The following is a 23,905-nucleotide window of genomic DNA, read 5'->3' as shown; positions in this document are numbered from 1 at the left end:
CCATGATCGAGATCCGTTCTTTTCGTGATCTTCTGCGCTTGTTCTTCATCTTCCGGCACGAGTTCAAACTCGCGGCGATTGCCGCGCTGGTGATCATCCTGCTGGGGGCGTTCCTGCTGCCGGCCAAGTACGAATCCACCGCGCGGCTGTTGGTGAAACCGGGGCGTGATTCGACCTTGCCCATCGAGATCAGCAACCGCCAGGCGCTGGTGATGCCCAGCACCCAGCGTGACCCGATTGTCGACGAGGAGCGCCTGCTCACCGGCCGGCCCATCGTTCGTGCGGTGGCCGAGCATTACCTGGAAGTGATCGAAAACGCGCCGCCGCCGGAGGGCTTCTGGAAGCGCACCAAGTACTACGTCAAGAGCGGCGTGGGGGCAGTGTTCGACGGCGTGCGCGTGGTCATGGAAACCGTGGGTATCGTTGAGAAAACCACCCCGGTCGAACGCCTGGCCGCCGGCCTGGAGAAGAACTTCGAAGTGAGCCACGCCGCCGGTTCCACGGTGATGGACATCACGTTCAAGTGGAGCGACCCGGAAATCGCCCAGGCGGTGGTCAAGGATTGGGTCGAGACCTACATCAACGAGCGCACCGAGGCCTTGGGCCGCAAGAGCCTGTATGCCTTTTATGAAGGCCAGGTGGCCAACAGCGCGACCGAGATCAAGAGCTACAAGGAACAGATCCTCACCCACTTGAACGAGATCGGCGCGGCGAGCATCACCGACCGCCTGGAAGACTTGTCCGAGCGCATCAACGTGCTGCGTGGCGAGACCTTCAATACCACGCGGCTGATCGCGTCCTCCGACAGCGCCATTGCGAGCACGCGCACCCAGCTCAAGGGCCAGCCCAAGGAAGTCACCACGGTCCGCCAGATCGCACTGAACCCGCAGCAGCAGGATTTGCGTCGCCTGCTCAACCAGAAGCTGCTGGAAAAGGCCGACATGATGCGCACCTACACCGACAACGCGCCGCCGGTCAAAGCCCTGGACGCGTCGATTCGGGCGATGCAGGTGCAGGTCAACAGCGAGGCCAGCACCGTGCAAGCCTCGGAGAACCGTGCGCCGAACACCCTGGAAATCCACTTGCAGCGCGTGTTGCTGGATGAAACCAGCAACAACCTGGCGCTGCGCACCCAACTGGTTCAACAGCAGAAACAACTGGTGAACCTGGAAGCGCAACGCAAAGAGGCCCTGGAGATTGAACCGGAGCTGGCCCGCCTCTCCCGCGAGCTGAACACCACCGAGCGCAACTACGCGCTGTACGTGGATAACCTGGAAAAATCGCGCATCGACCGCGAGCTGGACAACAGCCAGATCAGCAACATCGCGGTGATCGAAGAAGCCACCCTGAACCCGGGCCGCATCTTCCCGAAAACCCTGGTGATGCTGGTGTTGGCGATCCCGTTTGCCATCGTGGTCGGCCTGCTGGTGATCTACCTGTGCTACCTGCTCGACCAGCGCATTCACGACGGTGGCCTGGTGGAACGCAAATTCGGCCTGCCCCTGTGGACCACCCTGCCGGAGCTGGACACCTCCACCGCGCAAAGTACCAACGCGTTCAATGCGAGCATCTACCGCTTGTACAGCCTGCTGCAGCCCGACCGCATTGCCGAACAAGGCCTGACCCTGGGCCTGACCTCGGCGCGCCACGGCGAAGGGGTGACCTTTGTGGTGGAGCAACTGCGCCAGTTGCTGCATGAAAACGGTGTCAATGTGCGGGTCGGCGGGCTGGAAGCCGCAGCGCCGGGTGAAGTGGTGCTGCTCGACGCCTCGGCCCTGCTGGACAACCGCGAGGCGTTCGTCAACCTGCGCCGCGCCGACCTGATCGGCCTGGTGGTGGAAGCGCGCAAAAGTACCGTGCCAGTGGTGGAACATGCGCTGTCGATCCTCAACACCGCGTTTGGCAAGGTGGACGGCATCATCATCAACCGTCGCAAGTTCGAAGTGCCGGGCAAAGTGCTGCACACCATCGGCAAATACCGGGGAGCGTTCTGATGCGTATCGCCCTGCTCGCGCCCTTGCCGCCGGAAAAGAACGGGATCGCCGACTACGCGAACCATTTCCGCACGGCACTGGAACAACTCGGCGTGACGGTGCTGACACCGTTGGCCGGGGTGGCGGGCAATTCCGAGGCGATCCGGCACGCCATCGCGGCGTTCGACTGGCAGTCCGTCGACCTGGTGCACGCCGAGTTGGGCGGTGGGCGGCTGGGGGAATTCCTGGCCTTGCGTGAACTGCGCAAGGCTTACCCGCAGCTGCCGTTGACCGCCACCGTGCATGACCCGGAGCGCATCGTGTGGCGGCGTGAACACCTGCCCTTCCCCTTGAACCTGATGGAACGTTTGCCGAGCCCGTTGCCCCAGGCGGCAGTGGTGCTGGCCGACCCGCTGACCCTGCGCGAAGAACGCCAAGTCGCCAAGGGGCTGACCCGGCTGGTGACCCTCACCCGCCTGGGCGCCGACTGCTTGACCGAGCGCATGCAACTGCCGGCCGGCAAAGTCGCGGTGATCAACCACGCCAACCTGGCAATTGCACCGGCGCCTCTACCGACACTGGACACCCTGCGGCTGCTGTATTTCGGCTTTATCTACCGTGGCAAAGGCATCGAAGATCTGGTGCAAGCCTTGGCGGATGTGTTCAAGCAAGCCCCCGAATTGCGCGACCGCGTGCGCCTGACCCTGGCCGGCGGCACGGCCGCCGAAATGGCGTTTGGCGCGGGCGGCAATTACCTGGAACAGTTGAACGCACAGATCGCGGCACTGGGCCTGACCGACGCCATCGACTGGCGCCTGAACCTGCCGGCCGATGAGATCGCCCAGACCATCCAGGCCCACCATGTGATGGTGCTGCCCTACCGTGAATCGAAAAAACTCGGCCTGCTCGGGCGCCAGCGCGGCACCAGTGGCGCGTTGTCCTGGGCCACCGCCTGCGGGCGTGGCGCGATCACCTCCGACGCGCGCGCGTTTGCCGAAGAAGTCGCCAGCGGCAACGGCGCGATCTACCCCGAAGGCGATGTGCCCGCACTGGGCGAACAACTGCTGCGCCTGGCGCGCACGCCACTGCTGGCAAGGGATTGGGCCGAGCGTGCCGGGGAAATCGGTCGCGAACGCCTGTGGCCGTTGACCGCGCAGAAATTCAAACAACTCTTCGAGCAGGCCATCAGCGGAGCCCCTTATGGCGCGTAAACGCACCTACCTCGCCACCTTTGCGCTGGTTGCCGCCCTGGGCCTGACCGCATTTTTATGGGGACGCCAAGCGGACGCCGAAAGCCATGTGCTCAAGGGCAGCAAGGAGGTGGTGTGGAAGGATTTCCTGGGGGTGAATGCGCAGTTCCTGTGGTTCAGCCCCGAGCGTTACCAGAAGCAGATCGACCGCCTCAAGGCCCTGGGCCTGGAATGGGTGCGCCTGGATTTGCACTGGGATCAACTGGAAACCGCGCAGAACCAATACAAGCTCGCCACCCTCGATGAACTGGTGGGCAAGCTGCAACAGAACCAGATCAAGTCGGTGTTTTACCTGGTGGGTTCGGCACGCTTTATCACCAGTGCGCCACCGCTGTCGCTGTACCCGGACCAGTACCCGCCAAAAGACCCCAATGTGTTCGCCAACCGCATGGCGTTGCTTTCCCAGCGCTACCCCAGCGTCGAGGCCTGGCAAGTCTGGAACGAGCCGAACCTGATCGGCTTCTGGCGCCCGGTGGCGGATCCTGCCGGCTACGCGAACCTGTTGACCGTCACCACCCACGCCTTGCGCGCGGTGAACCCGACCAAACCGGTGGTCGCCGCCGGCATGGCGTTCTTCAGTGAAATGCCCAACGGCCAAACCATGTTCGATGCCTTGGGCGCGCTGGGCGTGGTCAGTCTGAACACGATCATCTCCTACCACCCCTACACCCAATTGCCCGAAGGCAACGACCCGGCCAACCTGGACTTCATCGCCAAGACCACCCAGCTGAACCAGGCCCTGCGCAACGGCGGTGTGCAAACCTTGTGGAGCACCGAGTGGGGCTGGTCGACCTACAAGGGCCCAAAAGACGCTCAGGACATCATCACGCCACAGGCACAGGCCGACTACGTGGTGCGCCGCCTGGCGCTGATGAGCGCGATGGATTACGACAAGATTTTCCTGTTCACCTTGAGCGACCTCGACCAGCGCGCCAGTGTGCGTGACCGCTCCTATGGCTTGCTGGACATCGACACCAACCCCAAGCCGGTCTACACCGCGCTGAAGAACTTCCTCGATATCAGCGGGCCGAAGCTCACGCCGGGCGATCCGCCGGCTGCCGACGCATTGCCCGACGGCCTGTTCAGCATCGGCTGGACCCGCACCGACGGGCGCAAGCTGTGGTTCTTCTGGGCGGCCCAGGGCGGCAACGCGCACCTGCCGGGCTTGGCCAGCGCCACCCTGTACGACCCGCTGCGCGGCACACAAACCCCGGTGAGCGGCACCAATGGCCTGACCGTTCCGGTCAAGTCGAACCTGCAAATTCTGTTATGGGAGTGAGGCCTGCCATGCGCATTTTATGGATCCTGCCCTACTCGCCCTGGCCCGCCACCAGCGGTGGCAAGACGCGCCAGTTCCACCTGCTGCGCAGCCTGGCCGCACGTGGGCATCGGATCACCTTGCTGCTGCATGACAAACACCCGGTGTCGCTCACCGACCGCCAGGTGCTGGAGGCCTTTCTCGAGCAACTGATCATCCTGCCGCGCCGCCCGTTGCGCAGCGTGAAGACCCTGATCGCCGGGCTGTTCGCGCCCTACCCGCTGCTGGCCAGCGTGAATGGCTTATCGGGCGCGTTGCAGGACCGCTTCAACCAACTGCTCAACGAACACTGGGATGTGGTGCAGATCGAGCACACGTACACCTTTCAACCGTATGAAGATGCGCTGGCGCGTAAATCCCAGCCGTTCGTGCTGACCGAACACAATGTCGAGTCCGCGCTCGGCGCGGCCACCTATGACCGCCTGCCAGGCTGGGCGCTGCCGTTCATTCGCTACGATCAATGGCGCTATACCCGCTGGGAACGCAGGGTGATGCGCCAGGCCACGCAGGTGGTGGCGGTGACCGACAGCGACGCCCAGACCCTGGAAAAAATCGCCGGCAAACCGGTGTCGGTGGTGGTCAATGGCGTGGATTGCGATCACTTCGCAGCCGCGCGTCCCGACCCGTCGACTCGCCGCGTGCTGTTCCTTGGCAACTACGAATACGCGCCCAACGTGGATGCCATCGAGTGGGCCCTGGATGAAATCCTGCCCAAGGTCTGGGCGCGTTGCCCGGACGCGCGCATGAGTGTGTGTGGCTTCGGCATGCCCGAAAGCTGGCGTGAACGCTGGCCGGATCCGCGCATTGAATGGCAGGGTTTTGTGCCCAACCTGCTGAAATTGCAGTCGAGCTGTTCGGTGTTTCTGGCGCCGTTGCGTCACGGCGGCGGTTCCAAGCTCAAGGTGCTGGAAGCCCTGGCCGCTGGCTTGCCGTTGGCGAGTACCGAGCAAGGCGTGTCGGGGTTGGACCTGGTCGAAGGCCTGGATTACCTCGGCGGGCAGACCGCCGCAAGCCTGGCCGACGCCGTGGTGCGCCTGCTGCAATTTCCCGACGCCGCCGCGCCCATGGGCGAAGCCGGCCGGGCCTATGTGCGCCGCGCCCATGACTGGGGCGTCGCCGCCAGCCAGTTGGAAAAGGTGTACGCCAGCCTGTCGCCCCTGACTCACAAGGAGCCCGCATGCGTGTAGGCCTGGATTACCGCACCGTCGGCACCTCGCCGCAATCGGGCATCAGCCGCCAGGTGTACGCGCTGGAAAGCGCCCTGCACGGTCTGCCAGGCATCGAGCTTGAGCGGTTTACCGTGGCGCCTCTGGGCGATGAAACCCGTTTGCAGGCCCATTGCCCGGCCTGGGGCTGCGCCAAGACCGCGATGCACCAGCCGCAGAATCGCCTGCGGTTCGAGGCCGGTTTTCTGCCGCGTGCGTTGCGTGAACAGCAGATCGACCTGTACATCAGCACCTTCAACATGGGCCTGCCTTTGCCGCCCAAGCCGAAGGGGCTGCGCACGGTGGTGCTGTTGCATGACCTGTTTCAGATCACGCTGAACAACTACCACGCCAACCGCCTGAAGGCGCTGATCTACAAGACCAGCGATCGCCTGTCGATTGCCTACGCGGTGCACAGCGCCGACCGGGTGTGGACGCCGTCGCAATACAGCGCCGATGAAACCGCGCGGTTGTTTCCCAAGGCGGCCGGCAAGATTCGCGTACTGCCCAACCAGGTCGATGGCTTTACCGACCTGGCGGCGGACCTCAGCGCTCGCCAATTGCCCGAGCGCTTTTGGTTGCTGGTGGGCACGCGTGAGCTGCGCAAGAACGTGCCGTTCCTGGTCGACGCCTGGCAGCGGGCACGACAGCAATCCCCCGCCGTGCCGGAGTTGGTGCTGGTGGGCAGTCTTGAGCATTTGCCCGAGGCCCAGCGTACCCTGCCGGGGATACGCGCACTCAGTGGCGTGTCGGACGCCGAATTGCACGCGCTGTACCGCCACGCCTCGCGCCTGTGGCAGCCTTCCTATGCCGAAGGTTTTGGCCTGCCGGTGATCGAAGCCTTGAGCGTCGGCACCCCGGTGGCGGTGGCCAGCGGCACCTCGCTGGATGAAATCACGCCGCCCTCGGCGCCGCGTTTTTCGCCCACCGACGGCCCGGCGTTGACGCAACTGATGCTCAGCCTCGGCGAACGCACTGAAGAAGCATCCCCCGAGCAACACCGGCAATGGGCGCAACGCTTCAACCATCACGCCTATCGCCGACGCCTGGCCGAATTGATCGAGGAACTGAAGTGAGAATGACCCTGCCCAGCCTCGTCGCCATCCTCTTCGGCCTGTTGTTTGGCGCCGTTGCCCTGTTGTTGTCGCCGGCCAAGGCGTTCCTCGCCGTGATCGGCCTGGCCGGGGCGGTGACCATCCTGCGCTTTCCATTCTGGGGCCTCCTGCTCTTTGCCCTGGTGGCGACGTTCATGCCGTATTCCACGATCAACCTGGGCATTCGCAGTACCGTCAGCGAAGCCATTTTGGCGATGACCTGGGGCGCCGTACTGTGGAACAGCTTCCTGGTGCGCCTGCCGGATACGCCGAGCCTCACCCGGCGCCCGACCGACCAGATGCTGTTGTGGCTGATGCTGTTCAGTGTGTTTCCCTTTATTGTCGGCCAGGTCACCATCCACGCCGACAGCAGCGGCGTGGCCAACTGGTTGCGTTGGTTGCTGAACTTGTCGGGGGTGTTCCTCTGCGCCAAGTTGCTGGTGGACCACAAGCACCGCGAGTCCCTGGTGATCGCCCTGCTGCTGGGCAGCCTGGCGATGCTGGTGCTGTCGATCGCGGTGTTCGTGCGCACGCGCTCCGGGGCCGGCATCGCGCCGGTGCTGGCGCTGTTCAACTACGGCAACTTCGACATGCTGAAATTCGGCCTGGAGGCTATGGCTTCGCGCATGGGCTCGCCGTGGATGCACCCGAATGCCATCGGCGGGATCATGGCGCTGTTGCTGCCCCTGGCCTTCTGTTTCGGCATGACCGAACAAGGCTGGAAACGTGCATTGGGCCTGGGCGTGGCGTGCCTGGGCGCGGCGGCCTTGCTGCTGGCGAGTAGCCGGGGGGCGATGGTCAGCCTGGCGTTGGTGCTGCTATGGATGGCCACGCGCCGGGTGCCCTACACCGGGCGTCTGCTGATGATCGGCGCGGTGTTGACCGTCGTGCTGGTGATGGCCTACCCACCGTTGCAGGAACGCTTGGCGACGATCTTCTCTTCGAGCAACGCCAGTACCGAAGTACGTTTCGACGAATACCGCATGTTCCCGCAGGCGGTGGCGTCGTACCCGTTCGGCATCGGCTTCAAGGTCGACCCACCGGTGCCTGACACCCACTTGCTGGGCATCTCCAACCTGTGGCTGAACTACATCTACAAAACCGGCATCATCGGCATGCTGTTCTTTATCGCAGTGACCGTGCGCTGGTGGCGTGAAGCGCGCCCGGAAAACGGCCCGATCCGTCTGACCAAGGACAATGCGCTGTGGCTGGGCACCACGGCCGGGATTCTCTCGGCGCTGGTCAGCGGCCTGTTCGACCACTACTTCAGCTTCGCCGTGGTGATGGTCGCGCTGTTCTGGCTGATGGTCGGCATCAACGTACTGGAGGCACGCCGGCTATTTCCGGCACGCCTGCCGCAGGTGAAACCGGTGGTCTTTCGCAAACCCGTGCTTGATGGCGCGAAGCCCTGATGCTGGGCTCCGCCGTCTGGCTGACGCTGGCGACACTGCTGGGCCTGTGCCTGGGCTTTGCCCGCGAATGGTTGCTGGTGGCGGCCTGGGGCGCGGGCGAGCGCAGTGATGCGTTCCTGATTGCGCTGTTTTTGCCGGAAGCGCTGCGCATGTCACTCGCCGGCGGCGTGCTGAGTGCGGCCGCGCTGCCGCTGTACCTGGCGCGCAAGGACCACGAGCGACTGGGCTGGCTGGCCGTGTTGTTCCCGGCGCTGTTGCTGATCGCGCTGGTCACCAGCCTGTTGCTGACGCTGTTGGCGCCGTGGCTGGTGCAACTGCTCGGCCCGGGCTTGGCGGCGAGTGCTACGTCGCTCGCCAGCAGCAACTTGCAGATCGTGGCCTGGTGCATGCCGGGGCTGATGCTGCACGCGCTGTTCAGCATCCCGTTGCAGGCCAGCGAACGGTTTGTGCTGGCCGGCCTGGGTTCGTTGTTGTTCAACCTGCCGCCGGTAACTTACCTGGCCCTCGCTGGCACCGCGACCCAACCGCACTCGCTGGCCCTGGCCTGCCTGGCCCGGCAGCCTGTTGATGCCGTTGGCGCTGCTGCCATCGATGTGGCACCAGGGCTGGCGGCCGTGGCGCTGGCAGTTTTCGTGGGCGCCACTGCGGGAGTTGGGCCAGCGCATCGGTCCATTGTTGTTGAGCAACGGCGCCAGCCAGGGCCTGGCCCTGATCGAACGGCTGGTGGCGTCGCTGCTGGGTGAAGGCGCAGTGACCTGGGTCAACCTGGCGCGCAAGCTGATGAACCTGCCGCTGATTGCGCTGATGAGCCTCAACCAAGTGCTGCTGGGCATGATGAGCCGCCGTCAGGGCGATGAACGCCTGGCCCTGCTCAAGCGCGGCCTGGAAACCGCCAGCGTACTGACCCTGCCCGCCGGCGTCGGCCTGGTGGCGGCCGCCCCGAGCCTGGTGGCGTTGCTGCTGCCCAAGCAATCGCTGGACTCGCCGTTGCCGCTGCTGCTGGCCTGGTTTGCCGTGCCGTTGGTATTCGGCGCCTGGAACGCTTTGCTCGCGCGGTATGCCTACGCGGCCGGGGACACGCGCCAGCCACTGCGCTGCGAATTGCTCGGCAGCCTGGTCAACGTATTGCTGCTCGGCGTGCTGCCGTTTGTGTTCGGCCTGGCGGGGATTCCTTTGGCGGCATTGGCCGGGGTGATCTGCACCGCGCTGCTGCTGATGCAACGCCAGGCCTTGCTCGGCGCCCTGCCCTGGGCGCGGAGCTGGCTGCTCAGTGCCGTGCTGATGGGCGTCGCGGCGTTGGCGCTGTTTCGGATTGAAGGCGTGTGGCTGCAACTGGGGCTGAGCACCCTGGCCGGCGCCGTGGTGTTGCTGGGGATGGGGCTGTGGCTCAAGCCGTGGCGCAAGGCATGAATGATCGATCGGGGATAGGCGGATGAAACATCGTTGGATTCAAATGGACATTGCCAAGGGCATCGGCATCCTGATGATCGTGTACGGTCACAGTTGGTTCGTGGCGAACTCGCTGGAGCTGCAGTACCCGATCATCGCCTCGTTCATCTTGCCGTTGTTCTTTTTCCTCTCCGGCGTTTTTTTCAAGCCCGAGCAGCCGTTTGTGGAGATGGCCGTGCGCAAGGCCGATGGCCTGCTCAAGCCGTTTTTCTTCACCATGCTGGTGTATGTAATCGTCCGCGACGTGCTGCGCGGCCAACCGCTGCTGCCGGACATCGGCGGCGTGCTGTATGCCTCGGTGGATACCATCCCGTGGCAGGCGCTGTGGTTTCTGCCGCACTTCTGGGTGGCGATCCTGTTCAGCTGGGTGATGCTGCGGCTGATCCAGCGCCTGAAGCTGTCACTGCCGCTGAGCTGCCTGCTGATGGCGGTACAGCTGTTGATCGGCATCTGGGTACTGCCGTGGTTCTGGCAAATCCCGGTGAGCGTCGGCGGGCAGACCTGGACGTTGCCCGGCCTGCCCTTCGGCCTGGAAATCACCCTGATCAGCAGCACCTACTTCATCTGCGGCTACCTGCTGCGCGACTGGCTGCGTCGACATGAGGGATCGTGGCTGGGGCTGCTGATGTCGGTGGCGTTGTTCGCCGCCGTGTTCCTCTACAGCCACGCCACCATGGACCTGGCGCAGCGCCGCTACGACCACTGGCTGTGGACCAGCCTGCTCGCGGTGCTCGGCGTGTATGCGTGCTGGTCGCTGGCGCGGGTACTGATGGTATCGACCGTCATCACACGGGCGATGACCTACATTGGCCAGAACACCTTGATCCTGCTGATCTTCCACGGCGAGATCCAGCATAAGACCGTTGACCTGCTGGAGCGCCTGGGGCTGCACGCGCTTGTCGCGGCCTGCGTGGGTTTTGGGGTGGCCGTGGTGGTGCCTTTGTTGATCGGGGAAGTGATCAAGCGGGTGGCGTTTTTGCGTTTTTTCTACTTTCCGTTTCCGGTGCGCAAGACGCCTGTCGCAAAAACGGCGCCTTGAGGGCGCCGTTCAATCGCTACGTCAGAAGTCGTATTTGACGCTGGTCATCAGGTTACGCGGCGGCCCGTACATGCCGTGGTTGCCGGCGTAGCTCAGGTATTCACGGTCGAACAGGTTGTTGAGGTTCAGCGAGGCGCTCAGTTTGGGTGTCACGTCGTAGCGCACCAGCAGGTGAGTGATGGCGTAGCTGCCCTGGCTGAAGGTGTGCAGGTCTTCCCCGACCTTGCTCTGCCAGTTCACCCCGCCGCCCACGGTCAGTTTGTTGAACGCGCCAGGCAAACGGAAGGAGGTAAAGGTTTTCAGGCTCTGGCGCGGCAAGGTGGTGACGATGCGTTTGTCGTCGGCATCGGTGCTGACCGCATAGGCATAGCCGGCGGAGGCCTGCCAGCCGTCAGCGAGTTCGCCGTTGAGTTCCAGCTCCACGCCTTCGGTGGTGGTGCCCTGCTCGTTGCGATAGGTGTTGCCGCCCGGGGTGTCGATCCAGATGGCCAGGTTGTCCTGCTCCAGCTTGAACAATGCCAGGCTGGTGTTCAGCTTCTCGTCGAAGAAGCTGCCTTTGAGGCCGACTTCATACCCTTTGCCCTCCATCGGCGGCAGCGCCTTGTTATTGATGTCGCGTACCCAACTGGCCTGAGGGTTGAAGATTTTGGTGTAGCTGGCATAGGCCGACCAATTGTCGGTGAGGTCATACACCACGCCAGCGTAAGGAATATAGACGCCGGTTTCCGATTCGTCGGAGCGTGTCGCCGAGCCGCCGTAAGGGCGGTCTTCGGTTTCGCGCTTCCAGTCGATCACGCGGCTGCCGAGGATCACGCTCAGGTCATCGGTGACCCGCAGCCGTGTGCTCAGGTAGGCGGCGTATTGGCTCTCATCCACCGAGGATTTACCGGTGACATTAAACACGGGCTTGGCTGACTGGCCGTCCCAGTTGAGCAGGTTGTCGATGGCACCGGCAGGCGAGCTGGAATAGTCGTAATGCCATCCGCCGTAACTCGGCACGCTTTCCTTGTATTTTGACAAGGTGACACCCGCGATCAGCTCGTGCTCACGGCCGAGCAGGTCGAAGGGGCCGGTGGCGTAAAGGTCGAGGTTGTCCTGGCGCGGTGTACCGGAGAAACGCACCGGTAATTGGGTGGTGCCGCTGCCATCCGGGTTGAGGGACCCGTTGACGTAGTTGAAGACTTCGTCGAACTGGTTTTCGGTGTGGGTGAATTCGGCCTTGGCGCTCCAGCCGCTGTCGAACTTATGTTCGATAGACGTGAAGAAGCTGGTCTGCTCATGATCGTTGTAGGACCAGGCCGGAGCGGTGTTCAGCGAACGTTTAAGGTTAGTGCGCGAACCGTCGGTAAACCGTGTGGGCAAACCGGAACGTGCTGGCGAATCGACGTCGGTGCGCAGGTAGCTGAAGCCCAGGGTCAGCAGCGTGGCTTCGCTCAGGTCGAATTCGGTGATGCCATAGAGCAGTTGGGTTTCCTGCTTGTAGCGGTCGATCCAGGCGTGTTCGGTCTTGTAGTCCGCGACCAGCCGGCCGCGCACATTGCCGGTTTCGGTCAGCGGGCCGGAGACGTCCAGGCCCGTGCCATAACGGTCCCAGGTACCCCCTTCAGCCGTGACGCTGGCGCGAGCCTCGGCCGTCGGGCGTTTGCGGATCAGGTTGATGGTGGCCGCCGGATTGCCCATGCCGCTGATCAGGCCAGTGGCGCCGCGCACGATCTCGACGCGGTCGTACATGGCCATGCTTTGGGTGTAATTGTCCATGCGCGTGGCGGTGGGCACACCATCGATTTCGAAGTTCTGGATCTGGAAGCCACGCGAGAAATAACCGTCACTCTCCGAGCCCAGGCCATCGCGCAACACAATGATGCCGGGAGTGGCATCGAGGGTGTCACTGAGGTTGGTGAGGCGCTGATCATCAAGGCGCTGGCGGGTCATTACGGTGAGCGACTGCGGGGTTTCCCGAGGCGTCAGATTCAGGCGCGTCGAGCTGCTGGAAGACTGCGTGGTATAGGAACCGGTGCCTTCGGTGGTCGAGCCCGGTGCCTTGCCCGAGATCGATACGGTGCCCAGTTGCAGCGCGCCACCCGCCGGGCGTGGCTCCAGTGAATAGTGGTTTGCGCTGCCATGCACCGCTTGCAGATCGCTGGTGCTGAGCAGGATCGCCAGGCCAGTGTCCAGGTCATGCCGGCCTTGCAGGCCGGGGCTGGTCTTGCCTACCGTGAGCGCCGCCGGGTACGACAACAGGATCTGGCTGGCCTGACCGAACTGATTGAGCGCCCCGGCCAACGAGCCGGCCGCAATATCGAAATCCAGGTCCGGTGCCGCTTGAACCCAGGTCGACGCCAGCAACAATGGCGTGGCGACCGTCACGCTGGCGATGCCTTGCATGACGGCCAGGGCCAGAGAGGTTTTCAACGTTCTGCGATGTGGTGTACGTGGCTGCATGCCCAATTCCCCAGTGAAGGTAGTGTCTGGGGATATAAGTCTCGTGAGAAACGCAAACGGACCACCCTGGCGCGAACTAAATTCAAACCCGGTTCAGGCGGGGGTTGAGGGTGACCCAGAAGCGTGTGAAATGCTGCACGTCCAGCTTCAAGGTCTGCCCCAACGCTGCAAGGATGCGGTCGGTGTCGGACAGCGGATAAGTGCCGGACACACGCAAGCCTCGCACGGCCGGGTCACAGGTCAGGCGCCCGCGCCGGTAGCGGCTCAACTCGTCGAGGAAGTCCTCCAACCGCATGCCTTCGGCGACGATCATGCCCCGGCTCCAGGCCAGCTCGCCATTCCGTTGCGGACGACGGGCGAGCAAGGTGTGGGCATCAAAGCTGACCAGCTCATTCGCTTGCAGCACCAGGCTGCGTGACGGGATCTGCACCGACAGTGCGCCCTGGTCGGCCCCCAACTGCGTAAAGCCATCACGCTGGCGCACGCTGAAGCGACCGCTGACGGCACGGGTCAGGCCCTCGGCGGTCTGCACCCACAGCGGACGGGCGTCGGTGAGGTTGGGGTCCACCAGGATTTCACCGCGCAGCACCTGGATTTTCCGTGCGTGCGCGGTGTATTTCACATCGATGGCGGTGTCGGTGTTGAGCTGCACCTGGGTGTTATCCGCCAGGCCGATGCGCCACTGCTCGCCGACGGTGGTGCTGTAGTCGCTGGTCCAGTGCTGCACCAACGCCGTGTCCTTGACGCTCCAGGCAGTAGTGCCCGCCGCCAGCAGCACGGCAAGGTGCTTGATCACTCGACGACGGGACATTGCCGGCAGCAACGTTGCGCGAGCCAAGGCCTGATAAGCCGGCGCGCGCACGTCTTGCATGCGTTGGAGAAACCGCTGTGAATGCTGCCAGGCCAGTTCATGGGCCGGGTCCTGCTCGCGCCAGCGCTGCCAATCGGCGCGGGTCTGTTCAGTGACGTCCGGCGCCTGTAATTCCAGTTGCCAGTGCATCGCCTGCTCGGCGGCTTCGAGGGATAACGGCGATGGATTCATCAACGTTGGCTGTCCAGCAGGATGCACTGCGCACCCGCCTTGACGATGTAGCGCTTGACCGTGGTAACGCTGGCGCCGAGGCGCTCGGCAATCTCGCCGTGACTGAGACCATCAAGCTGCGACCACAGGAATGCTTGGCGCACCGGCAAGGCCAGGCGGCTGAGCACTTCATCGAGGGCCATCAGGGTTTCCAGCAGAATCCAATGGGTTTCGGCGCTGGGCACAGACTCTTCCGGCAACAGGGCCAGGGCTTGCAGGTAGGCTTTTTCCAGCTTTTGCCGACGGAAATGATTGGACAGCACACTCTGCGCCACCTTCGCCAGGAAACTGCGCGGCGCCAGAATTTCAACCGGCTGGTTTTTTGCAAGCAGCCGCAGAAAGGTGTCCTGAGCCAGATCGGCGGCACTCTGGGGGCAGTTCAAGCGACGCCACAGCCATTGCTGCAACCAGCGATGTTGTTGGCGGTACAGGGTGGCCAGATCAGTGGGGCTTACCGCAGGAGTCGAAGACATGGAAGGCGCGCGCGAAGAATGAGGCGTAAATGATAACGGTTATCATATTCTTCGTTGCGTCGATGCTGCAAGTTTCTGCTGCAGGAGCCGGCTGGCCGGCTCCTGGCGGGGGTCAATCGTCCAGCGGTTGCGGGGCTGCGTGCTTGGCGGGTTTGCCGGCCTTGGCGCCGGGTTTCGCCGCCGGAGCAGTGGCTGCCGGTTCAGGCTCGGCGGGAGCGGCGGTTTCTTTCTCGGCCATCGGCATCTGGTCGATGGCGCTGAAGAATTCCTTCAGGTCGAGGGTATCCGGCGGTACGGTTTTCTCGACTTTCTTCTCGCCGTCCTTGCCCACCAGGATCACTTTGGTGCCACTGCCGGCACCCAGCTTGAGGGCACGGATCAGTGCATTCGTTTCCGGAGGCGTGAGCTTTTTATTGTCCTTGGGGTCCTTGGCGAACTTCTCGCCTTCGGCGCCGATACTGCCGAACTTCACGGTGTAGAACACCATGTTGCGTTCTTCAAAGGACTGCTTGGTTGCAGGCTCGTCCAACTGTTTCTTGAGGGTCGCCAAGGTGTTGTTGCCGGAATCAAGCTCCACCACCACCAGCGGCCGGGCCTTGCCCAAGTCTTGCTTGAGCGGGTTGATATCATCAGCAGCCAACAGCGGCCCCGTAAAAGCCATCAAGGTAGCCAGGGTCAGCGACCGGATGAGCATGCGCACCTCCTTTGTATTCCATGCAGGGTTCTTGAGTTTCATGTCTGCGACAGTCAAATTCAAGGATGATTCCTACACCACTTTAAGAAAGCGTAGGACAGGACGCCCGCTACGCAAGGGTTTGGTAGGCTCAAGTGTCATTGTTTCCACTGATTTCGGAAACATCATGAGACCTTCCATTCGGGCCAATGCCGCGCAAATACGGGGGCGACGATGGGGTCGGCATCCACCTGCGCCAGGCTCTGGGCAAAGCTCGGCGCCAGACCGTTCAATGCCTCTCGCGCTTCATCCCAGCGCGACACCGCTGCCGCCATGAGGCCCAATGCGTTCGGCACGCCGTTGGGCGCAAACAATTGCTCGTCGAATTGATCAGCGAACACCACCCAGGCCTGGTGCAGGTAACGTCGGGTGCCCGTCACCAGTTGCGCCTGCACGGTTTCGTTGACGTTGCCGAGCCAGCGTTGCGGGTAGTCGATGATGCCGATGGCCGAATAGCAATTGGCCGCGATGTACACCAGGCCGCGAATGATCTGCGCGCGGTTGCCGGCCAGCAGGTCCGAAGCGGGGTATTCCAGGCCGAGGTGGATCAGGATCGCGGCACTTTCCGTCAGCACCTGGCCATCGGCGGTGACCAGGGTGGGCACCTGCTTGAGCGGGTTGATCCGGGCCAGTTCATCACTGCCCTCACCCTCCGCCCAGGAGGCCGCGTCCACCCGTCGCCACGGCACTGCACAGCGTTGCAGGGCGATTTCGATCATGCAGGAGCCGGATTCGTCGATGCCATACAGCGTGTACATGGGCTTTTCCTCCTAACGGTGCAGTTTGGCCTGCAAGTTCGCCTTCACCTGCGGCCATTCCGAATCGATGATGCTGAAGCGCACCGAGTTGCGCTTGCGTCCGTCGGGCATGATGCGTTCGTGGCGCACGATGCCTTCCTGCACGGCGCCGAGGCGCAGGATCGCGGCGCGGGACTTTTCGTTGAGTTCATCGGTGGTGAATTGCACGCGCACGCAGTCGAGCACTTCGAACGCGTAGGTCAGCAACAGCAGCTTGGCTTCGGTGTTTATCGCGCTTTTCTGCGTGGACAGCGCCAGCCAGGTATGGCCGATTTCCAACTTGCGATTGACCCGGTCGACCTTCCAGAACCGCGTACTGCCGACCACTTGGCCGTCTTCACGACGCACCAAGGTGAACGGGATCACGCTACCGGCATCACGCCCCGCCAGGGCAGTGTCGATGTACTGATCAACCGTGCCCGGGCCGGGTACGTTGGTGACCTTCAGGTTCCACAATTCGCCATCGGCGGCGGCGTCGAGCAAGGCAGCCTTGTGTTCCCTTTGCAGGGGCAGGAGTTCGACCGTGGTGCCGGTCAGAGTGATCAGGGTCATGGTGGCAGCGCCGTCTGGGTGGTCATCAGAGACAGAGAGTGCAGGCTGCCACCCTGACGAATCAAGCGTTTTAAAACAGGCCCATCTGACCGCCCACCAGGGTGCTGAAATCGTCATTCACGAACGGCAGGATCGCATCCGCCACCGGCTGTAATTGCCGGGTGACGTAGTGGTCGTAATCGATGGGCGCTTGCCGCACTTCCAGCGGTTCCGGGCCGTTGACGCTGATCACGTAGCTGATCCAGCCACCGCGCTGGTACTGGCGCGGGCGGTTCAGGCGGTCGTTGTACTCATCGGCCAGACGCGCGGCGCGCACATGGGGTGGCACGTTGCGCTCGTAGTCGTCCAGCCGGCGGCGCAGGCGCTTGCGGTAGATCAGCAATTCATCGAATTCGCCACTGAGGGTACGGCGTACGTAGTCGCGGATGTAGTCCTGGTGGGGCTGGCGATGGAAGATGCGCTGGTAGAGTTCCTGCTGGAATCGACGGGCCAGGGGCGACCAGTCGCTGCGCACGGTTTCCAGGCCTTTGTAGACCATGTCTTCGCTGCCATCGCTGCGCACCACCAGACCGGCATAGCGTTTCTTGCTGCCCTCCTCCGCGCCACGGATGGTCGGCATGAGGAACCGCGTGAAGTGGGTTTCGTACTGCAACTCCAGGGCGCTTTGCAGGCCGAACGCGGTGAGCAGGTGCTCGCGCCACCAATCGTTGACGTGCTGCACCAAGGCCCTGCCGATACGGCTGGCGTCCTCCTGGGAATGCGCGCTGCCGAGCCACACGAAGGTGGAGTCGGTGTCGCCGTAGATCACCTCATAACCTTGGGCTTCGACCAGTTCGCGGGTCTGGCGCATGATCTGGTGGCCACGCATCGTGATCGACGAGGCCAAGCGTGTATCGAAGAAGCGGCAGCCGCTGGAGCCGAGTACGCCGTAGAAGGCGTTCATGATGATTTTCAGGGCCTGGGACAGCGGCGCGTTGTGTTCGCGCTTGGCCTCCTCGCGGCCTTCGGAAACCCGCTCGACAATGGACGGCAGACAATGCCGGGTGCGGGAAAACCGTGCGCCGCGAAAGCCTTCTACCGAGTCACTGTCGTCGGGGTACTTGAGGCCTTCGATGAGACCCACCGGGTCGATCAGGAAACTGCGGATGATCGACGGGTAGAGGCTTTTGTAGTCGAGCACCAACACCGATTCGTAAAGCCCAGGGCGTGAGTCCATGACAAATCCGCCGGGGCTGGCCTGGGGCGGTTTGTCGCCCAGGTTCGGCGCGACGAAGCCCTGGCGATGCATCAACGGCATGTACAAATGGGTGAACGCGGCGACGGAGCCGCCGTTGCGGTCGGCCGGCAAGCCGGTGACGCTAGCGCGCTCCAGCAGGAACTTGAGCAGTTCGGTCTTCTCGAAAATCCGCGTGACCAGCTCGCAGTCCTTGAGGTTGTAGCGCGCCAGGGCGGGCTTGTCCTCGGCGAACATGCGGTTGATCTCGTCCATGCGCTGGTACGGCGTGGAAATGTCCTTGCCTTCGCCCAGCAGGGTTTGCGCGACGTTCTCCAGGCTGAAGGATTCGAAGCTCCAGGTGGCCGAACGCAGGGCTTCGATGCCATCAATGATCAAGCGCCCCGCTGCGGCGGCAAAGTAATGATTGCGGCTGCCGTGTTCGCGCCAGGCCATCGGTTCTTCGCCCCGGCCGAGCATGAGCGGCACATTGAGGCGCTGGGCATGTTCGTGCAGCACGCGCAGGTCGAACTGCACCACGTTCCAGCCGATGATCGCATCGGGGTCGTGCAGCGCCAGCCACTGGTTGAGGCGTTCGAGCAGTTGGGCACGGGTGTCGCAATAGTCGAGCTTGAAGTCCACGGCGTCGGTTTTGTTCGGCGGGCCAAGCATGTACACCTGGCGCTCGCCGCAGCCTTCGAGGGCGATGGAATAGAGATCGCCCTGGGCGGTGGTCTCGATGTCGAGGGACACCAGTTTCAGCGGCGGACGGTAGTCGGGCGCGGGTTTCATCTGTGCGTCGCACAGTACGCCGTTGGCGTCGGGCGTGCCGCCGAACCACACCGGGGCGGTGATGAAACGCTCCATCATGTAGCGTTCGGGCGGGCGCACGTCGCCTTCGTAGACGTCGACGCCCGCCGCACGCAGGCGTTTTTCCACGTCCATCGCCTGGCGGTGCTGGCGGGTGTACAGGCCGAGGACGGGGCGGTGATGGAAATCGCACAGCTGCAACGGGCGCAAGTCGATATCGCGCTCGCCCTTGAGCAGCCAATCCAGCGGCTTGCGATGAGCCTCAGGGATGAACATCACCGAGGTCTGCACGGGTAGGCGGACAAACCTCGGGCCCTGTTCGGTGGCCAGCCAGAAGCTGACCTCCGTGCCCGCCGGGGTATCGCGCCAATGCCGGGTCAGGACAAAACCCTGCTGTAAATCCACCGTACCGCACCTCAGGAATCGCTTTCAGGGCGTGATTCTACTCGGCATCCACGCGCGCAGACCGTGTCAGTAAAAATTTGTTGCGTGACGTTAATAATAATTACTATCATTCGCACCGGAGTCGTATCCGCGCAGTGAGGACGCGCAACGCCGTTGCCCTTTTCCTCACACATGACGGTTAGCCGTCAGGATCGCCCATGCCCGCCCCATTCGCCGTGCCATTGCGCCCAACCCTGCTCGCCCTGTGCTGCTCACTGAGCCTCAGCGCTCACGCTGCAACCCCAGCCACCCCGCAGGATGCGAACACCGGCCAGGAAGGCAACACGCTGGAACTGGGCGCCACCAACATCAACGCCGATGCCCCCGCGCCAAGCGCCCTGCCCCCTGTATATGCGGGTGGCCAAGTGGCACGCGGCGGTCAATTGGGTGTGCTGGGCAACCAGGACATCATGGACGTGCCGTTCAGCATGGCCTCCTACACCGAGAAACTGATTCGCGACCAGCAGGCCGAAACCGTCGGCGATGTGCTGCTCAATGATTCGTCCGTGCGCCAGGCGTCGGGGTTTGCCAACCAGGCGCAGACCTTCATGATCCGAGGCCTGCCACTGAATGGCGACGACATTTCCTTCAACGGCTTGTACGGCATCCTGCCGCGCCAGATCATCTCCACCGACGCCCTGGAGCGCGTGGAAGTGTTCAAGGGCCCCAATGCCTTCATCAACGGCGTGACGCCCGGCGGCTCGGGGATCGGCGGTGGTGTGAACCTGCAACCCAAGCGTGCCGATGATGTGCCGTTGCGTCGGTTCAGCACCGATATCAGCAGTGATGGCCGGGTGGGCGAACACTTGGATATTGGCCAGCGCTTCGGTGAAGACAACCGTTTTGGCGCACGGGTGAACCTGTCCCAGCGCGAAGGCGATACCGGTATCGATGATGAAAGCCAGCGCTCGAAGCTGTTTGCCGTCGGCCTGGACTACCGTGGCGATGCGTTGCGCTTGTCGAGTGACTTTGTGTACCAAAAGCAGCGCATCAACGGCGGGCGTAACTCGGTCTTCCTGGGCACCGCCACCCATGTCCCGGATGCACCGTCGGCCGACACCAACTACGCGCCGAGCTGGAGCAGCACCAACCTTGAGGACACCCTGGGGATGCTGCGCGCAGAGTATGACTTGAACGACAACTGGACGGCCTATGCGGCGGCAGGCGCCAAGCACACCCGCGAAATGGGGCGCTACTCGTCGGTGACCCTGACCGATAACCTGGGCAATGCCACCGCCAGCGGTTCGACCATCGCCCATGAAGAAGACAACAGCAGCGTCATGGGCGGCCTGAACGGCAAGTTCCAGACCGGCCCTGTGAGCCATCGACTCAACTTCGGCTTGGCCGGCATCTGGACCCAGGCGCGCAACGCTTATGTGTTCGCCAGCCCACGCACCCTCACCAATATCTACAACCCTGTGACCGGTGCGCCACCGGCCCTGAACAACCCACGCAATACACCGGGCACCGACTTCAGCGACCCGACCATCACCGCCAAGACCTTCGTGCGCAGTACGGCTGTGTCCGACACGCTGGGGTTCTTCGATGACCGCCTGCTAGTGACGGTCGGTGCACGCCGCCAGCAGATCGTGGTGCAGGGCTACAACTACATGAGCGGCACCCGCACGGCGAACTATGACGAGTCGATCACCACGCCGGTCTACGGCCTGGTCTTCAAGCCGTGGGAGCATGTCTCCTTCTATGCCAACCGCATCGAAGGTTTGGCCCAAGGCCCGACGTCGCCGGTCAATTCCGGGGGCAGGACGGTGATTGGCGGCGGCCAACCCTTTGCACCGGCCCGCTCCAAGCAAATCGAAGCAGGCGTCAAGGTTGATATGGGCACCTATGGGGCAACACTGGGTGTTTACCGTATCGAACAACCGGGGGCCGGTTACGTTCAGGTCATCGATGCAACGACAGCGCGTTATGTCCGCGAAGGCCTGCAAATCAACAAAGGCGTGGAACTGAACGTCTTCGGCGAACCGGTCAGCGGCCTGCGTCTGCTGGGCGGTGTGACGGTGATGAAGACCGAACTCAAGGACACGCAAAACGGCGCCAACGATGGTAACCGCGCCATCGGCGTGCCTTCGTTCCAGCTCAATGCCGGCGTGGATTGGGATGTGCCCGGCCTGCAAGGTGTAACCCTCAACGGTCGCATGTTGCGCACCGGTGGGCAGTACGCCGACGCCGCGAACAACCTGAGCCTGCCCGCATGGAACCGCTTCGATATCGGCGCGCGCTACAACTTCAAGGTGGCCCAGCGTGATGTCACCCTCGGCGCCACCGTGGAGAACGTCGCCAACGAAAAGTACTGGGAATCGGCCCAGGGCGGTTTCCTGAGCCAAGGCGATCCGCGTGTCGCCAAGCTGTCGGCCAGCGTGGACTTCTAACAGAACGGCAACAACGTGAGCCGGCAGATTTGCGCATCGCCGGCTCACCACTAGACTCAGGGCTCCTCTCACATGGAAGTCCTGACAATGAAGTTATCTCGTTCCCTTCGCCAGGCAATCGCCTTGGCCACTCTACTGTCCGCCGGCAACCTGGTGGCCCATGCCGCCGATATCCCGCTGTCCAAATCCCTTGAAGCCGATGAAGTCACCACCAAAGTGCTGGCGGTAGATGCCGCCAAGCATCAAGTCGTGCTTGCGGGTGCCGAGGGCCGTGAGGTGCATGTGCAACTCACCGATGCCGCCAAGGACCTGGGCAACCTCAAGGTCGGCGACCAGGTCAAGGTGTTGACCACCCACTCGGTCGCGGCCGTGCTGGACACCGACGTGGACAAGAGCGCTCCGGACGCCAGCGAAAAAGCCGGCGTGATCCGCGCCACCGCCGACAACCCCAACCCAGGCGGCGCGGCCTTCCGTCAGGTGCAGGTGCAGCTGAAGATCACCCATATCGACCTGAAGAAAAACCAGGTCACCCTGGAGAATCCAGCCGGTGCGACGAAGGTGTTGAACGTTGAGAAACCGGAAATCCGCGCCGGCCTCAAAGACCTCAAGGTCGGGCAGAGTGTGGTGGTGACTTACACCGACACCCTGGAGATCACCACCGCTCACGAAGGCTGAGACCGGTGAAAGGCGGGCATCACTGATGATGCCCGCTACCCTCAAGCCTGGCGGGCCTGGCTCAGGTAGTTTTCGATGTTGCCCATCTGTTCGTCCCAACCACGGGAATTCATTTTGAAGGCTTTCTGCCGTCGTGCCTCAGGCACGGCATCGAACCCGGATTCGACCACCCGCAGCAGAATGCCCGGCGCCCGATCCTCAATCGTGAACTCCACCAAGGTTGGGGTTTCCTGGTCGTAGTCGACACCCTCCTCTACCGCGAAGGGATGCCACCAGAAAGAAAACAGTGTTTGCGGCAGGATACGTTCGATCCTGGCCTTCCAGATCACATGTTCGTAGCCCGGATAAGTGATCGGCGCCTCGATACTTTGCCCGGCAACGAAGGTTTTACCCTTGAGTGCGATACCGAACCAACGGCCGAATTGCTCGGCATCGGTGAGGGCTTCCCAGACCTGTTTACGTGAAGCGTTGAGCAGGACTTTTCGTTCGATTCGATCCAATACGTGCATAAGTCACCTCCTCCATTGACAGTAGGCGACATCGAACAATGCGCAACCTTTCAGCCACGCATTGGTGTTGCGACTTACTTCAGAACGTCCACTTGGCATTGACCATCGCGTTACGCGGCTCGCCGTAGGAGCCCGAGTTGAACGTGCCCATGCCGTCGTAATACTTCTTGTCGAATAGATTGTTGACGTTCAGCCCCACCGACAAATGCTCGTCCACTTGGTAGTTGGCCAACAGGCCCACCACGGCGAAGGGGTCTTGGACCGCCTTGTAGTACGGCCCGGTGTAGTTGATCTGGGTGGTGGCGTACATCTCGCTTTGCCAGGTGACATTGCCGCCCACGGTCAAACGGTTCAGGGCGCCCGGCAGGCGGTAAGTGGTGCCCAGCTTGAACAGGTTGAGCGGTTGGTTGACCTGCACGCGCTCGCCGTCCTTGGAGTGCGACTCGCGGTAGGTGTAGCCGCCGAATACGTTCCAACCGGCGGCCACTTCACCGGAAATCTCCGTTTCGACACCGCGCGTGGTGGTGCCGGCGATGGCCTTGTAGACCGTTTTGCCACTGGCGTCGTTACCCGAGTCGGCGGCGGTGTTTTTTTGCTCGATGTCGAACAGGGCGATGCTCGCATTCAACGCACCGTCGAAGAATTCACCCTTGAGCCCGATCTCGTAGTTGTCACCTTCCAACGGCGCCAGCGAGCCGCCGCTGGCGGTTTTGTAGAACGTCTGCGGCAGGAAGATGCTGGTGTAGCTGGCGTAGACCGAATAGGTGTCGTTCAGGTCGTAGATGATGCCCGCGTAGGGCGTCACAACGCCAGTCTTCTTGGTCTTGTCGGTCTTTTGCGAGTAAGGAGCATATTCCGTCACCTCATCGAGCTGCTTCCACCAACTGACGCGGGTGCCGAGAATGAGGGTCAGCGGGTCCATCGGTTTCAAACGCAGCGCGCCATACACACCGGTCTGTTGCAGGGTGGTAACGGCCCCCCCAACTTCATTGTAGGAACGGCGTCCATACTGCCGGCCGTCCCACGTGAAGATGTTGTCCACATCA

At 62.8% G+C, this 23,905-nt stretch carries 18 protein-coding genes and 1 pseudogene; 10 read left to right on the top strand and 9 right to left on the bottom strand.

Annotation, left to right across the window (positions count from 1 at the left end):
• Positions 1-2: 2 nt before the first annotated feature.
• The 8 genes and pseudogenes from AYR47_RS17070 (at position 3) to AYR47_RS17035 (ending at position 10,740) form a co-directional block, all read left to right on the top strand.
• Complete coding sequence (locus tag AYR47_RS17070) at positions 3-1,994, top strand: GumC family protein (RefSeq protein ID WP_033899679.1); 1,992 nt, start codon at positions 3-5, stop codon at positions 1,992-1,994.
• Positions 1,994-3,184 carry a glycosyltransferase gene (locus AYR47_RS17065; protein WP_061436022.1) on the top strand — a complete coding sequence of 397 codons (1,191 nt, stop codon included), beginning with the start codon at positions 1,994-1,996 and terminating at the stop codon, positions 3,182-3,184. Before AYR47_RS17070 ends, AYR47_RS17065 begins: the two co-directional genes overlap by 1 nt.
• Positions 3,174-4,502 carry a GH39 family glycosyl hydrolase gene (locus tag AYR47_RS17060; RefSeq protein WP_033899675.1) on the top strand — a complete coding sequence of 443 codons (1,329 nt, stop codon included), beginning with the start codon at positions 3,174-3,176 and terminating at the stop codon, positions 4,500-4,502. Before AYR47_RS17065 ends, AYR47_RS17060 begins: the two co-directional genes overlap by 11 nt.
• Positions 4,503-4,510: 8 nt before the next feature.
• Positions 4,511-5,728, top strand: a complete 1,218-nt coding sequence (locus AYR47_RS17055) for a glycosyltransferase family 4 protein (protein WP_033899674.1) — start codon at positions 4,511-4,513, stop codon at positions 5,726-5,728.
• The gene (locus AYR47_RS17050; RefSeq protein WP_033899672.1) at positions 5,719-6,822 is read left to right on the top strand and encodes a glycosyltransferase family 4 protein; all 1,104 of its coding nucleotides are present in this window, start codon (positions 5,719-5,721) and stop codon (positions 6,820-6,822) included. Before AYR47_RS17055 ends, AYR47_RS17050 begins: the two co-directional genes overlap by 10 nt.
• A gap of 2 nt (positions 6,823-6,824) precedes the next feature.
• The gene (locus AYR47_RS17045) at positions 6,825-8,252 is read left to right on the top strand and encodes an O-antigen ligase family protein (protein ID WP_061436020.1); all 1,428 of its coding nucleotides are present in this window, start codon (positions 6,825-6,827) and stop codon (positions 8,250-8,252) included.
• Positions 8,252-9,662 (top strand): annotated as a pseudogene (gene murJ / locus AYR47_RS17040) (murein biosynthesis integral membrane protein MurJ). The gene AYR47_RS17045 and the pseudogene murJ overlap by 1 nt, the downstream one beginning before the upstream one ends.
• Positions 9,663-9,684: 22 nt before the next feature.
• Positions 9,685-10,740: an acyltransferase family protein gene (locus AYR47_RS17035; protein WP_061436018.1), complete on the top strand. Its 1,056-nt coding sequence runs from the start codon at positions 9,685-9,687 to the stop codon at positions 10,738-10,740.
• A gap of 21 nt (positions 10,741-10,761) precedes the next feature.
• Here the strand turns inward: AYR47_RS17035 and AYR47_RS17030 are convergent, their stop codons facing one another.
• The 7 genes from AYR47_RS17030 to AYR47_RS17000 form a co-directional block, all read right to left on the bottom strand.
• Positions 10,762-13,125 carry a TonB-dependent siderophore receptor gene (locus tag AYR47_RS17030; protein ID WP_061436017.1) on the bottom strand — a complete coding sequence of 788 codons (2,364 nt, stop codon included), beginning with the start codon at positions 13,123-13,125 and terminating at the stop codon, positions 10,762-10,764.
• Positions 13,126-13,264: 139 nt separating this feature from the next.
• Positions 13,265-14,224 carry a FecR domain-containing protein gene (locus AYR47_RS17025; RefSeq protein ID WP_061436015.1) on the bottom strand — a complete coding sequence of 320 codons (960 nt, stop codon included), beginning with the start codon at positions 14,222-14,224 and terminating at the stop codon, positions 13,265-13,267.
• Positions 14,224-14,736, bottom strand: coding sequence for a sigma-70 family RNA polymerase sigma factor (locus AYR47_RS17020; protein WP_061436013.1), 513 nt, complete (start codon positions 14,734-14,736; stop codon positions 14,224-14,226). Before AYR47_RS17020 ends, AYR47_RS17025 begins: the two co-directional genes overlap by 1 nt.
• 112 nt (positions 14,737-14,848) lie before the next feature.
• The gene (locus AYR47_RS17015; protein ID WP_061436011.1) at positions 14,849-15,430 is read right to left on the bottom strand and encodes a DUF4174 domain-containing protein; all 582 of its coding nucleotides are present in this window, start codon (positions 15,428-15,430) and stop codon (positions 14,849-14,851) included.
• A 164-nt stretch (positions 15,431-15,594) separates the two neighbouring features.
• Complete coding sequence (locus AYR47_RS17010; protein WP_061436009.1) at positions 15,595-16,227, bottom strand: glutathione S-transferase; 633 nt, start codon at positions 16,225-16,227, stop codon at positions 15,595-15,597.
• A 12-nt stretch (positions 16,228-16,239) separates the two neighbouring features.
• Positions 16,240-16,818: a GNAT family N-acetyltransferase gene (locus AYR47_RS17005; RefSeq protein ID WP_061436008.1), complete on the bottom strand. Its 579-nt coding sequence runs from the start codon at positions 16,816-16,818 to the stop codon at positions 16,240-16,242.
• Between the two features lie 70 nt (positions 16,819-16,888).
• A complete protein-coding gene (locus AYR47_RS17000; RefSeq protein WP_061436006.1) occupies positions 16,889-19,246 on the bottom strand; it encodes a DNA polymerase II in 2,358 nt (785 codons plus the stop codon).
• Positions 19,247-19,443: 197 nt separating this feature from the next.
• On the opposite strand from AYR47_RS17000, the gene AYR47_RS16995 reads away from it, so the two are divergent.
• Positions 19,444-21,675 (top strand): TonB-dependent receptor, encoded by a 2,232-nt coding sequence (locus AYR47_RS16995; RefSeq protein WP_061436004.1) that lies wholly within the window; start codon positions 19,444-19,446, stop codon positions 21,673-21,675.
• 87 nt (positions 21,676-21,762) lie between these two features.
• The gene (locus AYR47_RS16990; protein ID WP_061436002.1) at positions 21,763-22,350 is read left to right on the top strand and encodes a hypothetical protein; all 588 of its coding nucleotides are present in this window, start codon (positions 21,763-21,765) and stop codon (positions 22,348-22,350) included.
• A 41-nt stretch (positions 22,351-22,391) separates the two neighbouring features.
• Here the strand turns inward: AYR47_RS16990 and AYR47_RS16985 are convergent, their stop codons facing one another.
• Positions 22,392-22,859 (bottom strand): SRPBCC family protein, encoded by a 468-nt coding sequence (locus AYR47_RS16985; protein ID WP_061436001.1) that lies wholly within the window; start codon positions 22,857-22,859, stop codon positions 22,392-22,394.
• Between the two features lie 79 nt (positions 22,860-22,938).
• Positions 22,939-23,901: a TonB-dependent siderophore receptor gene (locus AYR47_RS32985; protein WP_237142474.1), complete on the bottom strand. Its 963-nt coding sequence runs from the start codon at positions 23,899-23,901 to the stop codon at positions 22,939-22,941.
• Between the last annotated feature and the right edge of the window lie 4 nt (positions 23,902-23,905).

It is taken from the genome of Pseudomonas azotoformans (assembly GCF_001579805.1).
Lineage (GTDB): Bacteria > Pseudomonadota > Gammaproteobacteria > Pseudomonadales > Pseudomonadaceae > Aquipseudomonas > Aquipseudomonas azotoformans_A.
The sequence above is the reverse complement of the archived record's forward strand: the minus strand, read 5'-3'. Positions and strand labels throughout refer to the sequence as shown.

Bases quoted from the DNA above. Each gene is read 5' to 3' on its own strand.
- AYR47_RS17070 (WP_033899679.1), top strand. From the start codon at position 3: ATGATCGAGATCCGTTCTTTTCGTGATCTTCTGCGCTTGTTCTTCATC.
- AYR47_RS17065 (WP_061436022.1), top strand. From the start codon at position 1,994: ATGCGTATCGCCCTGCTCGCGCCCTTGCCGCCGGAAAAGAACGGGATC.
- AYR47_RS17060 (WP_033899675.1), top strand. From the start codon at position 3,174: ATGGCGCGTAAACGCACCTACCTCGCCACCTTTGCGCTGGTTGCCGCC.
- AYR47_RS17055 (WP_033899674.1), top strand. From the start codon at position 4,511: ATGCGCATTTTATGGATCCTGCCCTACTCGCCCTGGCCCGCCACCAGC.
- AYR47_RS17050 (WP_033899672.1), top strand. From the start codon at position 5,719: ATGCGTGTAGGCCTGGATTACCGCACCGTCGGCACCTCGCCGCAATCG.
- AYR47_RS17045 (WP_061436020.1), top strand. From the start codon at position 6,825: ATGACCCTGCCCAGCCTCGTCGCCATCCTCTTCGGCCTGTTGTTTGGC.
- AYR47_RS17035 (WP_061436018.1), top strand. From the start codon at position 9,685: ATGAAACATCGTTGGATTCAAATGGACATTGCCAAGGGCATCGGCATC.
- AYR47_RS17030 (WP_061436017.1), bottom strand. From the start codon at position 13,125: ATGCAAGGCATCGCCAGCGTGACGGTCGCCACGCCATTGTTGCTGGCG.
- AYR47_RS17025 (WP_061436015.1), bottom strand. From the start codon at position 14,224: ATGAATCCATCGCCGTTATCCCTCGAAGCCGCCGAGCAGGCGATGCAC.
- AYR47_RS17020 (WP_061436013.1), bottom strand. From the start codon at position 14,736: ATGTCTTCGACTCCTGCGGTAAGCCCCACTGATCTGGCCACCCTGTAC.
- AYR47_RS17015 (WP_061436011.1), bottom strand. From the start codon at position 15,430: ATGCTCATCCGGTCGCTGACCCTGGCTACCTTGATGGCTTTTACGGGG.
- AYR47_RS17010 (WP_061436009.1), bottom strand. From the start codon at position 16,227: ATGTACACGCTGTATGGCATCGACGAATCCGGCTCCTGCATGATCGAA.
- AYR47_RS17005 (WP_061436008.1), bottom strand. From the start codon at position 16,818: ATGACCCTGATCACTCTGACCGGCACCACGGTCGAACTCCTGCCCCTG.
- AYR47_RS16995 (WP_061436004.1), top strand. From the start codon at position 19,444: ATGCCCGCCCCATTCGCCGTGCCATTGCGCCCAACCCTGCTCGCCCTG.
- AYR47_RS16990 (WP_061436002.1), top strand. From the start codon at position 21,763: ATGAAGTTATCTCGTTCCCTTCGCCAGGCAATCGCCTTGGCCACTCTA.
- AYR47_RS16985 (WP_061436001.1), bottom strand. From the start codon at position 22,859: ATGCACGTATTGGATCGAATCGAACGAAAAGTCCTGCTCAACGCTTCA.